The sequence below is a fragment of the Cryptosporangium aurantiacum genome, from assembly GCF_900143005.1.
In the GTDB taxonomy this organism is placed as follows: domain Bacteria; phylum Actinomycetota; class Actinomycetes; order Mycobacteriales; family Cryptosporangiaceae; genus Cryptosporangium; species Cryptosporangium aurantiacum.
In genome coordinates this window covers 103739-118449 of sequence record NZ_FRCS01000011.1, presented here as the reverse complement: position 1 = coordinate 118449, position 14711 = coordinate 103739, and the positions used below count along the sequence as shown (strand labels likewise).

General features: G+C 72.5%; 14 protein-coding genes. 12 read left to right on the top strand and 2 right to left on the bottom strand.

The window, feature by feature from the left end:
• Window positions 1-91: 91 nt before the first annotated feature.
• On the bottom strand, window positions 92-667 hold the full coding sequence (locus tag BUB75_RS30725; protein WP_073261765.1) for an HIT family protein: 576 nt from the start codon (window positions 665-667) through the stop codon (window positions 92-94).
• Between the two features lie 22 nt (window positions 668-689).
• Entirely contained in the window at window positions 690-2972 is a 2283-nt protein-coding gene (locus tag BUB75_RS30720) for an elongation factor G-like protein EF-G2 (protein WP_073261763.1), read from the bottom strand.
• Window positions 2973-3334: 362 nt separating this feature from the next.
• On the opposite strand from BUB75_RS30720, the gene pgsA reads away from it, so the two are divergent.
• The 12 genes from pgsA to secD all read left to right on the top strand — a co-directional run bounded on the left by pgsA (window position 3335) and on the right by secD (window position 14711).
• Complete coding sequence (gene pgsA, locus BUB75_RS30715; protein WP_073261761.1) at window positions 3335-4048, top strand: phosphatidylinositol phosphate synthase; 714 nt, start codon at window positions 3335-3337, stop codon at window positions 4046-4048.
• Window positions 4045-5184 carry a phosphatidylinositol mannoside acyltransferase gene (locus BUB75_RS47270; protein ID WP_073261759.1) on the top strand — a complete coding sequence of 380 codons (1140 nt, stop codon included), beginning with the start codon at window positions 4045-4047 and terminating at the stop codon, window positions 5182-5184. The genes pgsA and BUB75_RS47270 overlap by 4 nt, the downstream gene beginning before the upstream one ends.
• Before the next feature lie 17 nt (window positions 5185-5201).
• Entirely contained in the window at window positions 5202-6398 is a 1197-nt protein-coding gene (locus BUB75_RS30705) for a glycosyltransferase family 4 protein (protein WP_073261757.1), read from the top strand.
• Window positions 6399-6469: 71 nt separating this feature from the next.
• Window positions 6470-7006, top strand: coding sequence for a LemA family protein (locus BUB75_RS30700; RefSeq protein WP_073261755.1), 537 nt, complete (start codon window positions 6470-6472; stop codon window positions 7004-7006).
• Window positions 7007-7080: 74 nt separating this feature from the next.
• Entirely contained in the window at window positions 7081-7995 is a 915-nt protein-coding gene (gene pdxS / locus BUB75_RS30695; protein ID WP_073261753.1) for a pyridoxal 5'-phosphate synthase lyase subunit PdxS, read from the top strand.
• Window positions 7996-8003: 8 nt separating this feature from the next.
• Window positions 8004-8654 (top strand): pyridoxal 5'-phosphate synthase glutaminase subunit PdxT, encoded by a 651-nt coding sequence (gene pdxT / locus BUB75_RS30690; protein WP_073261751.1) that lies wholly within the window; start codon window positions 8004-8006, stop codon window positions 8652-8654.
• Window positions 8651-9400 (top strand): YebC/PmpR family DNA-binding transcriptional regulator, encoded by a 750-nt coding sequence (locus BUB75_RS30685; protein WP_073261749.1) that lies wholly within the window; start codon window positions 8651-8653, stop codon window positions 9398-9400. Before pdxT ends, BUB75_RS30685 begins: the two co-directional genes overlap by 4 nt.
• Window positions 9401-9453: 53 nt before the next feature.
• On the top strand, window positions 9454-10140 hold the full coding sequence (ruvC, locus tag BUB75_RS30680) for a crossover junction endodeoxyribonuclease RuvC (RefSeq protein ID WP_084741911.1): 687 nt from the start codon (window positions 9454-9456) through the stop codon (window positions 10138-10140).
• Window positions 10137-10739, top strand: coding sequence for a Holliday junction branch migration protein RuvA (gene ruvA / locus BUB75_RS30675; protein WP_073261747.1), 603 nt, complete (start codon window positions 10137-10139; stop codon window positions 10737-10739). Before ruvC ends, ruvA begins: the two co-directional genes overlap by 4 nt.
• Complete coding sequence (gene ruvB, locus BUB75_RS30670) at window positions 10736-11842, top strand: Holliday junction branch migration DNA helicase RuvB (RefSeq protein WP_073261745.1); 1107 nt, start codon at window positions 10736-10738, stop codon at window positions 11840-11842. Before ruvA ends, ruvB begins: the two co-directional genes overlap by 4 nt.
• A gap of 199 nt (window positions 11843-12041) precedes the next feature.
• On the top strand, window positions 12042-12530 hold the full coding sequence (yajC, locus tag BUB75_RS46580) for a preprotein translocase subunit YajC (RefSeq protein WP_073261743.1): 489 nt from the start codon (window positions 12042-12044) through the stop codon (window positions 12528-12530).
• 207 nt (window positions 12531-12737) lie between these two features.
• Window positions 12738-14711: a protein translocase subunit SecD gene (gene secD / locus BUB75_RS30660; protein WP_073261741.1), complete on the top strand. Its 1974-nt coding sequence runs from the start codon at window positions 12738-12740 to the stop codon at window positions 14709-14711.

Genomic DNA, 14711 nt, shown 5'->3' with positions numbered 1-14711 from the left:
TGCCGGCGCCGCTCTGGACGGGCTCCAGGTTCAAACAACAGCGCCTGGCGGCGCCTCAAGCAATTGCTGCGGTGGACGCCGGGCAAGCGAGCTACGGGCGCTCGAGGGTGGCGGCTTCGGCGGTGTCGGCCCAGGCCGCGGCGAGCAGCGTGCGGGTCTCGCCGAGGAGTTCGGGGAGGACCTTGGTCTGGCCGACCACGGGCATGAAGTTGGTGTCCCCGCCCCACCGCGGCACCACGTGCTGGTGCAGGTGCGCGGCGATCCCCGCACCGGCCACCGACCCCTGGTTCATCCCGATGTTGAACCCGTGGGCACCGGACGCCTTCCGCACCGCGCGCATCGCGTCCTGGGTGAACGCGCCGAGCTCGGCCACCTCGGCTTCGTCGAGGTCGGTGTAGTCGGGGACGTGCCGGTACGGGACGACCATCAGGTGACCCGAGTTGTACGGGTACAGATTGAGCAGCGCGTACACGGTGTCGCCCCGGGCCAGGATGAGTCCCTGGTCGTCCGGCAGCGACGGCATCAGGCAGAACGGACACCCGTCGCTTCCCTCGCCGGCAGGCTTGCCCTCGCCCTTGATGTACGCCATCCGGTGGGGCGTCCACAGTCGCTGGAAGTGATCGGGGTCGCCGGCCCCCTGCTGCCGTTCGATCTCCGGGCCCGTCATGCAAGCGATCCTACGGAGCGGGTCAGGTTTGGTCGGCGAGGGCCTTCGCGGCGAGGTTCGGCGGCATCGGCTCGTAGCGGGCGAACGTCCGGGTGAACGTCGCGGTGCCGGACGTCAGCGACCGCAGCTCGGGGGAGTAGCGCACCAGCTCGGTCGCCGGCACCTCCGCGTGCACGATCGTCCGCTCGTGTCCCGGTTCTCCGCGAGCACCAGTCGGTTCGGTGCCGAGCACCCGGCCGCGGCGTCCGGAGAGGTCGCTCATCACCGGGCCGACGTAGGTGTCCGGCACCGTGATGTCGACCTCGTCGACCGGCTCCAGCAGGCTGACCGTCCCGGATGCCGCCGCCTCGCGCAGCGCCAGCGCACCGGCCATCTGGAACGCCGCGTCGGAGGAGTCGACGCTGTGCGCCTTGCCGTCCACCAGCGTCACCCGCAGGTCGACGACCGGGTAGCCGGCCACCAGGCCGCGCTCCATCTGCTGCCGGACGCCCTTCTGCACCGACGGGATGTACTGGTGCGGCACCGCCCCACCGACCACCCGGTCGACGAACTCGAACCCCGAACCGGTCGGCAGCGGCTCCACCTCGATGTCGCAGATCGCGTACTGGCCGTGCCCGCCGGACTGCTTCACGTGCCGCCCGTGCCCCTTGGCCGGGCCGGCGAGCGTCTCCCGCAGCGGCACCCGCACCGGCTCGGTGTCCAGGTCGACGCCGCCCGCGCGCAGCCGCTCGAGGACGACGTCCGCGTGGGCCTCGCCCATCGTCCAGAGCACCAGCTGACCGGTCTCCGGGTTGCGTTCCATCCGCAGCGTCGCGTCGCCCGCGACCAGCCGGGAGAGGTTCTTGGCCAGCGCGTCCTCGTCGCTGCGGCTGCGCGCGACGACCGCGACCGGCAGCAGCGGCTCCGGCAGGTCCCACGGCGCCACCAGCAGCGGGTTGTCCTTCGACGAGATCGTGTCGCCGGTCTCCGCGCTGCCGACCTTCGTCAGCGCGCAGAGGTCACCGGCCACCGCGTACGGCACCTCGCGCAGCTGCGTGCCGAGCGGGGAGTACAGGTGTGCGGCGCGCTCGTCGGCGTCGTGGTCGGCCCAGGCCTCGTCGGGCGCGTGCGTGTCGTCCCGGGTCCGGACGCCGTGGCCGGAGACGTGCACGGTGTCCTCCGCGCGCAGCGTCCCGGAGAACACCCGGACCAGCGACACCCGGCCGACGTACGGGTCGACGGTCGTCTTCACCACCTCGGCCACCAGCGGGCCGTTCGGGTCGGCGGTCAGCGCGTCACGGGGGTCGCCGTCGATCGTCGTCACCGCGGGCGTGGGCCGCTCGGTCGGGGGCGGGCACGCGCGGACGATGCCGTCCAGCAGCTCGGCCAGCCCCACACCGGTCGTCGGGTCGGCGGGCAGGACCGGGTAGAACGAGCCCCGGGACACCGCGGTCTCCAGGTCGGTGATCAGCACGTCGGGGTCGATCTCCTCGCCGGCCAGGTACCGGTCCATCAGGGTCTCGTCCTCGCTCTCGGCGATGATCCCCTCGATGAGGTTGTTCCTGGACTCCTCGACCAGTTCGAGGTGCTCGGGGTCGGCCGGGCGGATGACCGGTTCCGGGCCCCCGGCGCTGTAGTCGTAGATCTGCTGGGTGACCAGACCGAACAGACCGGCGGTGCGGGTCTGCTCGGTGGCGCCGTCGATGCCGCCGAGGAAGTCGGACAGCGTCTGGCGGCTACCGGATTCAGCGGCCGACCCCACGGTGCCTTCGATCGCCTCGTGCACCGGCAGGTACAGCGGCATCACCCCGTCGCCGAACACCCGCTGGCAGATCGCCACCGCCTCGTCGAAGTCCGCGCGCGGGTGGTCGAGCCGGGTGACGACGACCGCCCGCGGCATCCCGACCCGGGCGCACTCCTCCCACAGCGCGATCGTGCTGGCGTCCACGCCGTCGACCGCGGAGATGACGAACAGCGCCGCGTCCGCCGCGCGCAGGCCGGCCCGCAGCTCACCGACGAAGTCCGCGTAGCCGGGGGTGTCGAGCAGGTTGATCTTCACGCCGCGGTGGACGATCGGCGCCGGGGTCAGCGTCACCGACCGCTGCTGCCGTACCGCTGCGGGGTCGCAATCGCAGACCGTCGTCCCGTCGACCACCGATCCGGCCCGGGAGATTGTTCCGGTTGCTACCAGCAGAGCCTCGACCAACGTCGTCTTGCCGGCCCCGGAATGGCCGACCAGGACGACGTTGCGTAGGGACCGGGGATCGTCGACCACCGGCCCGGCGGATGCCGCCCGGTCGGGGCTACCAGCCACTTTCTGCGCCATCGGGGTGCCTCCTCGCGCTCGCCGGGACGCCTGGCCGGCGGCCGGCGCACATCCCGGCCGCGCCACCGGAAGACAGGTCCGTGTGATCGATCCCACACCGCCGCCCCGGTACGGGGCAAGCCCTGGCGGACGCCGGGACTTGCTGCACCGATCCGACAAGCCCAATTGTGTCGGGCGATCCGGACGCGAGGTGAGTAAGGGCGCCCTTCCTCCGCGGGTCGGATCCGCCTGCCCGCGCGGGCCGTCGCGGCGGGAGTGCCCACGAGGGCGCCGCCGGGGCGGATCCGGCGCCCGAGTGGGAGCCGCCCAGGTAGCGGCTATCGTGGGCACGCCGCTGCCGCCCCCTTCGAGAACGGATTCCGATGCTCAACGTCCTGGCGCGCGCCCGGATCACCCGCGTGACCGGCCCGATCGGCGCCGCGTTGGTGCGCACCGGCCTCACCCCGGACGCGATGACGCTGATCGGGACGACCGGTGTCGTACTGTCCTCGATCTTCCTGGTCGTCCCCGGCCACGTGCTCGCCGGCGGGATCGCGATCACGTTGTTCGCGCTCACCGACATGCTCGACGGCGCGATGGCCAGAGCGCGCGGCTGGTCGAGCCGGTGGGGCGCGTTCCTCGACTCGACCTGCGACCGGCTCGCCGACGCGTCGATCTTCGCCGCGGCCGCGTACTGGCTGTTCACCGAGGGGCGCGACTCGGCCGGCATCGCGGCGCTGCTCTGCCTGATCACCGGCGTCCTGGTGTCGTACGCGAAGGCTCGGGCGGAAGGCCTCGGGCTGACCGCGAACGTCGGCATCGCCGAGCGCACCGAGCGGCTGGTGCTGGTCGGCTTCGGTGGCGTCCTCGAGGTGCTCGGGGTGCCCGGCGGCATCGAGTGGGTCCTCTGGCTGCTCACCGCGCTGGCGGCGTTCACGGTCGGGCAGCGGGTGCGGGCGGTCTGGAACCAGACCCGCGACGACCGCGTCCGCCCGGCCCGGCCGCTGGACACCGGCCCGGTTCCACCCCCGCCCGCTGAGCCCCCTGCTGAGCCCACTGGTGGGCCCACCGCTGAGGCCGGGCGGGAGCAGGGGTGAACGAGCGGGTGACGGGCGCGGCCTACGCCGCGGGGTGGAAGCTGGTCCGGGTACTTCCGGAGCGTCCGGTGCGGGCGCTGTTCGAGGGCGGTGCCGGCTGGATGGCCGGTCGCGGCGGCGCGAGCGTGCGCCGCTTGGCTGCCAACCTGCGCCGGGTCGTCGGTCCCGAGATGTCCGACGCCGACCTGGCCGACCTGACGAAGCGCGGCCTGCAGTCGTACGCCCGGTACTGGTACGAGGCGTTCCGGATGCCGGAGTGGTCGCACGCGGAGATCGAGCGGCGGTTCGTGCTGGAGAACGTCGAGGAGCTCGATCGGGCCGTCGCGGCCGGGCGGGGCGTGGTCGTCGCGCTCCCGCACGCCGGGAACTGGGACCTGGCCGGTGCCTGGGCGACACTGCACGGCGTCCCGGTCACCACGGTCGCCGAGCGGCTCAAGCCCGAGGACCTCTATCAGCGGTTCCTCTCGTTCCGGCGGGCGCTGGGGATGGAGATCCTGCCGCTCACCGGCGCGTCCCGGCCACCGCTGGACGTGCTGACCGAGCGGGTGCGCGCGGGCCGGGTGGCGGTGCTGCTCAGCGAGCGGGACCTCTCGGCGCGCGGGATCGAGGTCGACTTCTTCGGGGAGCGGACGAAGATGCCCGCCGGGCCCGCGGTACTGGCGCTGCGGACCGGCGCGCCGCTGTTCGGGCTCGCGCTCTGGAACGACGGCCCGGTGACCCGGGCGCGGCTGATCGGTCCGATCGAGACCGGCCCCGGGAGTGCGGTGGTGCGGGGGGAGGCGGTGACGCCGGGCCTGCCTGCCCCGCAGGCCGCTGCGCAGGCGGACGCCGAGCAGCCGGCCGCCGCGGGTGCGGTGGCCACGGTTGCGGCGGACGAGCAGCCGGACGCCACCCCGACGAAGGTGCACGCGAACGGCGGTACGTCGGACGGTGGTGACCGTTCGGGCGGTGACGCGCCGCACAGCGTAAAAATCGAAGACGGGCACCGGGACGCCGCGCGGGTCGCGGCCGTGACGCAGCGGGTTGCCGACGCGCTCGCGGAAGGCATCGCGGAGCATCCGGTGGATTGGCACATGCTGCAGCCGCTCTGGCTGGCCGACCTGCCGCCACGGCGGCGGCGGCGGACAGCCGACTGATCGCCGGGGACGCACGGATGCGTGTCGGAATCGTCTGCCCGTACTCGTTCGACGTGCCCGGGGGCGTGCAAGCGCACGTCCGGGACCTGGCCGAGGCGCTGATCGGCCTCGGCCACGAGGTGTCGGTGCTCGCACCGGCCGAGGAGCCCGCGGACGGTGGCGCTGACCTGCCGTCGTACGTGGTGCCCGCCGGGCGAGCCGTGCCGGTGCCGTACAACGGGTCGGTGGCCCGGCTGGCGTTCGGGCCGATCTCGCTGGCGCGGGTGCGGCGGTGGTTGCGCGACGGCCGGTTCGACGTGCTGCACGTGCACGAGCCGATCGCGCCGTCGCTGTCGCTGCTGGCCTGTGTCGTGGCGACCGGTCCCATCGTGGCGACGTTCCACACGGCGACCCAGCGGTCGCGCACCCTCGCCGCGGTCCACAGCGCCCTGCAACCGGTGCTGGAGAAGATCACCGCGCGGATCGCGGTCTCCGCGCTGGCCCGCCGGGTGCAGGTCGAGCACCTGGACGGCGGGGCGGTGGAGATCCCGAACGGCGTGGCGGTCGGGAAGTTCGCGGACGCGGCCCCGCTCCCGGGGTGGCCGGGGGAGGGCGGCGCGCTCGGGTTCCTCGGGCGGTTCGGCGAGCCGCGGAAGGGCTTCACGGTGCTCGCGGACGCGTTCGCCGCGCTGGCACCGGAGCGGCCGGGCCTCCGGCTGCTCGTCGCAGGACCCGGCGACGCCGACGACGCGCTCGATGCGTTGCCCCGCGCGCTACGGCCGCGGGTGACGCTGCTGGGCATGGTCTCGGAGACCGACAAGGCCCGGATGCTGCGCAGCGTCGACCTGTACGTGGCACCGAACACCGGCGGTGAGTCGTTCGGGATCATCCTGACCGAGGCGATGGCGGCCGGTGCCACGATCGTCGCCAGCGACCTGGACGCGTTCCGCCGCGTGCTCGACGACGGGCGGGCCGGTGCACTGTTCCCGACCGGCAGGCCGGCGGCGCTGGCCGAGCGGGTCGGTGAGCTGCTCGACGACCCGGCGCAGCGGGCGGCACTGGCGGCGGTCGGGCGCTCGACGGTCGAGGCGTTCGACTGGCCGGTGGTGGCGGCACGGGTCGTCGACGTGTACCAGAGCGCGGTCGCGGCATACCCCAGCGAACCGATGGTGACCGACGCGGACGAGATCTCCACGCACCGTCTGCCGCAGTATCTGCGCGAGCGGCTGCGGTGAGGTTTTACTGCGCGCTGTCGTAACCATCACGCCGTAACACTCACGATGCACATACCCGATACAGTCGACGCGTGGACTGGCCCGTCGTCATCGTCGTGGCGCTGACGCTCGTGCTGCTCTACGTCTGGTGGCTCTCCCGCCGCATCGCCAGGCTCACCGCCCGCACCCGCGCCGCTCTGGACGCGCTGGAGGAGCAGCTCGGCCGTCGTGCCGAGGCCGCCGCTGAGCTACCCGGCGTGCACGAGGTGGCGAAGGCCGCGCTGACCAGCGGCCGCCCCGACTCCGACGCCCGGCAGGGCGCCGAGAACGACCTGGTGCGCGAGCTGCGGCACCTCGGTGCCGACGCGCTGGAGGCACCCGCGCTGCTCGCCGAGAACCGCCGCCTGGTCGTCGCCAGGCAGGTCTACAACGACGCGGTCCGCGACACCCGCTCGCTGCGCACGGCCCGGATCCCGCGCACGTTCTGGCTGGCCCGCAGGCGGCCGCTCCCGCAGTACTTCGACGTCGACGAGCTCGATCTGGACGCCGTCGACCACGAGCGCCGGGAGCAGGAAGCCCTGCGCCGGGCCGCCGAGGATGTCGGAAGGGCCACAACCGGCCAGTCGTGAGCTCCCCGCCGCCGGAGCTACGATGAAGAGATTTCTCCGGTAAGAAACACACCCAGAATCGACCGAAAGGCCGGATAACCGTGTCCGCCCAGCCCCACAACCCCGCAGGTACAACCGGCACTGCCCGAGTCAAGCGCGGCATGGCCGAGATGCTGAAGGGCGGCGTGATCATGGACGTCGTCACGCCGGAGCAGGCGAAGATCGCCGAGGACGCCGGCGCGGTCGCGGTGATGGCGCTCGAGCGGGTGCCCGCCGACATCCGGGCTCAGGGCGGCGTCGCGCGGATGAGCGACCCGGACATGGTCGACGGCATCGTCAACGCGGTCTCGATCCCGGTGATGGCCAAGGCGCGGATCGGGCACTTCGTCGAGGCACAGGTGTTGCAGGCGCTCGGCGTCGACTACATCGACGAGTCCGAGGTGCTGACGCCGGCCGACGAGGCGCACCACATCGACAAGTGGGCGTACACCGTGCCGTTCGTCTGCGGCGCGACCAACCTGGGCGAGGCGCTGCGGCGGATCGCCGAGGGTGCGGCGATGATCCGCTCGAAGGGTGAGGCCGGTACCGGCAACGTCGTCGAGGCGACCCGGCACATGCGGTCGATCCGCGGTGAGATCCGCCGGCTGACGACGCTGGATGAGACCGAGCTGTTCGTCGCCGCGAAGAACCTGCAGGCGCCGTACGAGCTGGTCAAGGAAGTCGCGACGCTCGGCAAGCTGCCGGTCGTACTGTTCACCGCCGGTGGCATCGCGACCCCGGCCGACGCCGCGATGATGATGCAGCTGGGCGCCGAGGGTGTGTTCGTGGGCTCGGGCATCTTCAAGTCCGGCGACCCGGTGAAGCGCGCCGAGGCGATCGTCAAGGCCACCACGTTCCACGACGACCCCGACGTGATCGCGAAGGTCTCGCGTGGCCTGGGCGAGGCGATGGTGGGTCTGAACGTCGACACGCTGCCGCAGGACCAGAAGTACGCGTCCCGCGGCTGGTGACCTCCCCTGTGAGCTCCCCCCTCATCGGTGTTTTCGCCCTGCAAGGTGATGTGCGTGAACACCTGAGCGCGTTGCGGGCCGCAGGCGCCGTCGCGGTGCCCGTGCGTCGCCCGTCCGAGTTGGCGGAGGTCGACGGGCTGGTCGTCCCCGGCGGCGAATCGACCACGATGAGCCGGTTGTCCCGGGTGTTCGACCTGCTCGACCCGATTCGCGAGCGGATCGCCGGCGGGCTGCCGGTGTACGGATCGTGCGCCGGGATGATCATGCTGGCCTCGACCGTCCTCGACGGACGGCCGGATCAGGAGAGCTTCGGCGGCATCACCATGGTCGTCCGCCGTAACGCGTTCGGACGCCAGGTCGACTCGTTCGAGACCGACCTGGCGTTCGCCGAGGTCGAGGGCGCCCCCGTCCACGCGGTCTTCATTCGCGCGCCGTGGGTGGAATCGACCGGTCCGGACGTCGAGATCCTCGCTCGGGTAAGCGGTGGCCCCGCGGACGGTAGGATCGTCGCGGTCCGGCAGGGCAACCTGCTGGCGACCTCCTTCCACCCGGAGTTGACGGGTGACCTCCGCGTGCACGAGTTGTTCGTGCGGATGGTTCGGGAGACAGCGACAGTGCCGACCAACGGCGGGCAGACGATCGAGGAGGCAGTACGGTGAGCGGCCACTCCAAATGGGCTACCACGAAGCACAAAAAGGCCGTCATCGACGCCAAGCGCGGCAAGATGTTCGCCAAGCTGATCAAGAACGTCGAGGTCGCGGCACGCACCGGCGGCGGTGACCCGGCCGGTAACCCCACGCTGTACGACGCCATCCAGAAGGCGAAGAAGAGCTCGGTCCCGAACGACAACATCGACCGCGCGGTCAAGCGTGGTTCCGGGGCCGAGGGCGGTGGCGCCGACTACCAGACGATCACGTACGAGGGCTACGGCCCCAACGGTGTCGCGGTGCTGATCGAGTGCCTCACCGACAACCGGAACCGGGCGGCGTCCGAAGTGCGCACCGCGATGACCCGCAACGGCGGCCAGATGGCCGACCCGGGCAGCGTCGCGTACCTGTTCCACCGCAAGGGCGTGATCATCGTCCCCAAGGGTTCGCTCTCCGAGGACGACGTCTTGCTCGCGGTGCTGGAGGCCGGCGCCGAAGAAGTCAACGACCTGGGCGAGGAGTTCGAGGTCGTCAGCGAGCCGACCGACCTGGTCACGGTGCGTACCGCGCTGCAGGACGCCGGCATCGACTACGACTCGGCCGACTCGTCGTTCGTGCCCAGCATGCAGATCCCGCTCGACGCCGAGGCCGCGCGCAAGGTGTTCAAGCTGATCGACGCGCTGGAAGACAGCGACGACGTGCAGAACGTGTACGCCAACTTCGACGTCTCCGACGAGGTCATGGCCGAGGTCGGCTGACAACTGTGGTTTGATCACGTCCGTACCGAACAGCTGTACGGAGGTGGACGGGTTTGCGTGTGCTCGGGGTCGATCCGGGTCTCACCCGCTGCGGGGTCGGTGTGGTGGAAGGGGCGCCCGGGCGGCGCTGCGGCCTCGTCCACGTGGACGTGATCCGTACCCCGGCCGACGCCGAGCTCGGTCATCGGCTGGTGACCCTCGCGGACGCGCTGGCATCGGCGATCGCGCAGCACCGCCCCGAGGTCGTCGCGGTCGAGCGGGTCTTCGCCCAGCACAACGTGCGGACGGTGATGGGCACCGCGCAGGTGGCGGCGCTGGCGATCGTGGCGGCGACGCGGGCGGGCCTTCCGGTCGCGCTGCACACGCCGTCCGAGGTCAAGGCCGCGGTCACCGGGTCGGGCACCGCCGACAAGGCGCAGGTCGGAATGATGGTGACCCGGATCCTCGGGCTCTCGTCCACGCCGAAACCCGCCGACGCGGCGGACGCGCTGGCGCTGGCGATCTGCCACCTGTGGCGGGCGCCCGCCCAGGCCCGCCTGGCGGCCGCGGTCGCGCGCGGCCGTGGCACCTCGTCCGGGCCGCGAACGGCGCCCGGTGAGCGCGGGTCGGCGGCGGGGCCGGGCCGGGCGCCCGGTGAGCGCGGGTCGGCGGCCGGGCCGGGCCGGGCGCCTGGTGAGCGCGGGTCGGCGGCGGGGCCGGATGCGGGGCCGCAGGCGCCGGGTCGGGCGGTGGGCGCGTGATCGCGTCGGTGCGTGGACAGGTGGCGGCGGTCGGGCCGGACGGTGCGGTCGTCGAGGTCGGCGGCGTCGGCATGGCCGTGCAGTGCACCCCGGCGACGCTGGCCGGCCTGCGGGTCGGTTCCCCGGCCCGGCTGGCCACCAGCCTGGTCGTCCGTGAGGACTCGCTGACGCTCTACGGCTTCGCCTCCGACGACGAACGGTCGCTGTTCGAACTGCTCCAGACGGCGAGCGGCGTCGGGCCCCGCTTGGCCCTCGCCGTGCTGGCCGTGCACTCTCCGGACGCTGTGCGCGTGGCGATCGCCGGGGCCGACACCGCGGCGCTGACCCGCGTACCGGGCATCGGCAAGAAGGGCGCGGAGCGGCTGGTGCTCGAGCTGCGCGACCGGATCGGGTCCGTGGACCCGGTCGCGGTTCCGGGGCTCGCCGGGCCGGGCACGGGGTGGCAGGCGCAGGTCCGCGACGGGCTGACCGGCCTCGGCTGGTCGGCGAAGGAGGCCGAGGACGCGGTGACGGCGGTCGCGGGCGAGTTCGACGGCCGGTCGGTCGAGGTGTCCACCGCGCTCCGCCGGGCCATCCAGCTGCTCGGACGCAACCGATGACCGCCGACGGCGGCCCGGCGGATGACGTGGTCTCGGCGTACGCCGCGCCGGACGAGCGGGACGTCGAAACCAGCCTCCGGCCGCGGATGCTCTCCGACTTCATCGGCCAGCATCGCGTCCGCGAGCAGTTGGAAGTGCTGCTGCGCAGCGCGCAGCGCCGCAACCGCCCGCCGGATCACATCCTGCTCTCCGGCCCGCCCGGCCTCGGTAAGACCAGCCTGGCGATGATCGTCGCCGCCGAGCTGGGCAGCGCGATCCGGGTGACCAGCGGCCCGGCGATCGAACGGTCGGGCGACCTGGCCGCGGTGCTCACCACGCTCGCGCCCGGCGACGTCCTGTTCATCGACGAGATCCACCGGATCGCCCGTCCGGCCGAGGAACTGCTCTACTCGGCGATGGAGGACTTCCGGGTCGACGTCGTCGTCGGCAAGGGCCCGGGCGCGACCGCGATCCCGCTGGACGTGGAGCCGTTCACGCTGGTCGGCGCCACCACCCGGTCGGGTCTGCTGACCGGGCCGCTGCGCGACCGGTTCGGGTTCGTGGCCCACCTCGACTTCTACGACGCCGCGGAGCTGCGCCGGGTGCTCGCCCGCTCGGCGGCGATCCTCGGCGTCCGGATCGACCCGGCGGGCGCGGCGGAGATCGCCGGCCGGTCCCGCGGAACCCCGCGGATCGCGAACCGGCTGCTGCGCCGGGTGCGGGACTACGCCGAGGTGCGGGCCGACGGTTACGTCACCGAGGAGGTCGCGCGGGCCGCGCTCGCGGTCTACGAGGTCGACCGGGTGGGGCTCGACCGGCTCGACCGCGCGGTGCTGGACGCGCTCGTCTCGTCGTTCGGGGGTGGCCCGGTGGGGCTCTCGACGCTCGCGGTGGCGGTGGGAGAGGAGCCGGGCACCGTCGAGGAGGTCGCGGAGCCGTTCCTGGTGCGGGCCGGCCTGCTGGCCCGGACGCCGCGCGGGCGGATCGCGACGCCCGCGGCGTGGGCGCATCTCGGGAAGACTCCGGCGCCCGGGTCCCCGGCAGCGCTCGCGGCGGGCGCCGCGGGTGCCGTGGCACCGGACGCCGACGACTTGTTCGGCGGCTCGTTCCGCGCGGCCCCCTAGCGTGCGGGCGCGGAACGATGACGGTGGGTGAGTCGTTGACGATCCGTCGACAATGCTCTGGGCGGGTGTGATCGGGGCTCACGGCGACCCGATCTGCTGCGGAGGGTTACCGCGTGGCGGCCGCTCGAGCATCTGCTACTAGACTTCCGCAGTCGCACCCCCGCAAGACCCCGCTGACGAATGTGTGAAAGGGCCCTCCGTGGTAGACGCCGCAGAACAGTCCCAGGGCGGCGGGAGCATCCTGCCGCTGCTGCTCCTGGTCGGTGTGTTCGCGCTGATGTACTTCCTGGTCATCCGACCGCAGTCGCAGCGCCGTAAGCAGATGACCCAGATGCAGAACGCGGTGGAAGAGGGCGCGCCGGTGATGACCCTCAGTGGTCTCTACGGCACGGTCGTCTCCTCCGAGGGTGACTCGGTCGTCCTGGAGGTCTCGCCGGGCGTGACGAACCGGTACGCGCGCGCCGCCATCGCCAAGGTGCTCACCGACGAGGAGGCCGTGAAGGCCGGCCTCGCGCCGAACGAGGACGCCGTCGACGAGGACGACGTGCCGGTCACCGACGCCGCGGTCGTCGAGTCGCCCGCCGTGGAGCCGTCCGCCGTCGAGACGCCGGTCGCCGAGAAGCCGGCGCCCGAGGCACCTCGCGACCCGGCCGCCGATCCGGCCAAGGGCAGCACCGACCGCAGCTGAACCCGTGTCGGCAGCGCGGTGTGCTCGGCGCCGCGCCGCCGACCGGAGCCGCAAGGGCCTGCGCTGCGCGGGCCAACCGGATAGCGTCACCAATCGGACGTACCGTCACCGTCCCCGGCAAGCCGAGCGCCGGCACGGGTGGCGGTAGCGCGAAATCACCGGGGCGACAGACCCTGCCGCCCCGACCACTGAAGGAGACCTTTCAGCGTGGCACCACCTCGCGGACAGCTGCGTGCCGGGCGGTATCTCACCTCCCTCGCGGTCCTCGTGATCGCGCTCTACGCGCTCGTGTTCTTCACAGGCGATGGCTCGCTGGAGGACAAGCTCACCCCCCGCCTCGGACTGGACCTGCAGGGCGGCACCACCGTCACGCTGCGGGCCGCGCAGGCCGGCGGCAAGGCACCGGACGCCGAGCAGCTCGAGCAGGCCCGGCAGATCATCGAGAACCGGGTCAACGGCACCGGCGTCGCCGAGGCCGAGGTCGTGACCGAGGGCGACAGCAACATCGTCATCAACGCCCCCGGCGAGAACAACGACGCGATCAAGCAGGTCGGCGAACCGGCCCAGCTGCGGTTCCGGGCGGTGCTCGAGTCCGCCCAGGACATCGTGGCGATCAAGGCGGCGGCGTCGGCAACGGTCAGCGCCACCCCCACCCCGTCGACGTCCGGCACGGCCAGCCCGAGCCCGTCCACGTCGGGCACCGCGTCGCCGTCACCCAGCACGAGCGCCGAGGTCGGGGCGAGCCCGACGGCGTCCGGCAGCGGCGGCGGCGGTGGTGCGCCCGAGGCGGCCCCGGCTGCGGTCCCGGCCGCGGAGGACACGCCCAGCCCGACGACGTCCGCATCGCCGTCGGCCGCTCCGAGCGCCACCCCGTCGGGCAGCGCGAGCCCCTCGGCGTCCGCTACCCCGTCGGCCACCCCGACGTCGGCGAGCCAGGCCGCGCTGCAGAAGTCCGCGCTGGCCAAGTTCCCCAAGGACGCCGCGACCTACGTCTCGCAGGGCACCGCCGAGGACTTCGCGGGAGCGGCCACCAACCCGCAGCTCGCCGCGATCTTCGAGCCGGGCGCCAAGAAGCTGACCGACGCCGAGGTCGCCGCGCTGCCGCTGGACTGGCAGTTCAAGGTGCCGTGGATCACCTGCACGATGCTCGACAACCGGCCTGCCGGTTCGATCGACGCCGTGAACCAGCAGGTCGTCGCGTGTGACGGCAACACGAAGTACAAGCTGGAGAAGGCCGGCGTCGTCGGTACCGACATCGACACCGCGAGCTTCACGTTCAACCAGCAGCAGGGCGGCTGGGTCGTCAACCTGAAGTTCACCGGCAAGGGTCAGGACAAGTGGACCAACCTGACCAAGGCGACGCTGCAGAAGCAGGTCGCGGTCGTCCTCGACAACGAGGTGATCTCCGCGCCGACCACCAACGAGGTGATCACTGGTGACACCCAGATCAGCGGCCAGTTCAGCAAGGCCGACGCGCAGGACCTGGCCGCGAAGCTGAAGTTCGGCGCGCTGCCGCTGTCGTTCACGGTCGAGACCGCAGAGTCGATCAGCCCGACGCTCGGCATCGAGCAGCTGGAGGCCGGTCTGCTGGCCGGCGGCATCGGTCTGGGCCTGGTCGTCGTCTACTCGCTGCTCTACTACCGGGCGCTCGGGCTGGTGACGATCGCCAGCCTGGTCGCGTCCGGCGCGATCATCTACGCGTCGGTGATCCTGCTCGGCAGGCAGATCGGGTTCACGCTGACGCTGGCGGGTGTCGCCGGTTTCATCGTCGCGGTCGGTATCACCGCGGACTCGTTCGTCGTGTTCTTCGAACGTCTGAAGGACGAGGTGCGCGACGGCCGGAGCGTCCGCTCGGCGGTGCCGCGGGCCTGGGTGCGTGCCCGGCGCACGATCCTCTCGGCGGACGCGGTCTCGTTCCTCGCCGCCGCGGTGCTCTACATCCTCGCGGTCGGCGCCGTGAAGGGCTTCGCGTTCACGCTGGGCCTCTCCACGCTCGTCGACGTCATCATCGTGTTCCTCTTCACCCACCCGCTGGTCGCCGTGTTGTCCCGCTCGCGCCGGTTCACGTCTCCGCGTTTCTCGGGCCTCGGTACGCTGCGTAAGACCCCGGCCGCTCCCGGAACCGGGGCAGCCGGACGGCCCGCGGCGACCGCCCGTCGTGTCAGCCCGAAGGAGTCCTGA

Coding starts and splice junctions, on each gene's coding strand:
- BUB75_RS30725 (WP_073261765.1), bottom strand. CDS start 667: ATGACGGGCCCGGAGATCGAACGGCAGCAGGGGGCCGGCGACCCCGAT.
- BUB75_RS30720 (WP_073261763.1), bottom strand. CDS start 2,972: ATGGCGCAGAAAGTGGCTGGTAGCCCCGACCGGGCGGCATCCGCCGGG.
- pgsA (WP_073261761.1), top strand. CDS start 3,335: ATGCTCAACGTCCTGGCGCGCGCCCGGATCACCCGCGTGACCGGCCCG.
- BUB75_RS30705 (WP_073261757.1), top strand. CDS start 5,202: ATGCGTGTCGGAATCGTCTGCCCGTACTCGTTCGACGTGCCCGGGGGC.
- ruvB (WP_073261745.1), top strand. CDS start 10,736: ATGACCGCCGACGGCGGCCCGGCGGATGACGTGGTCTCGGCGTACGCC.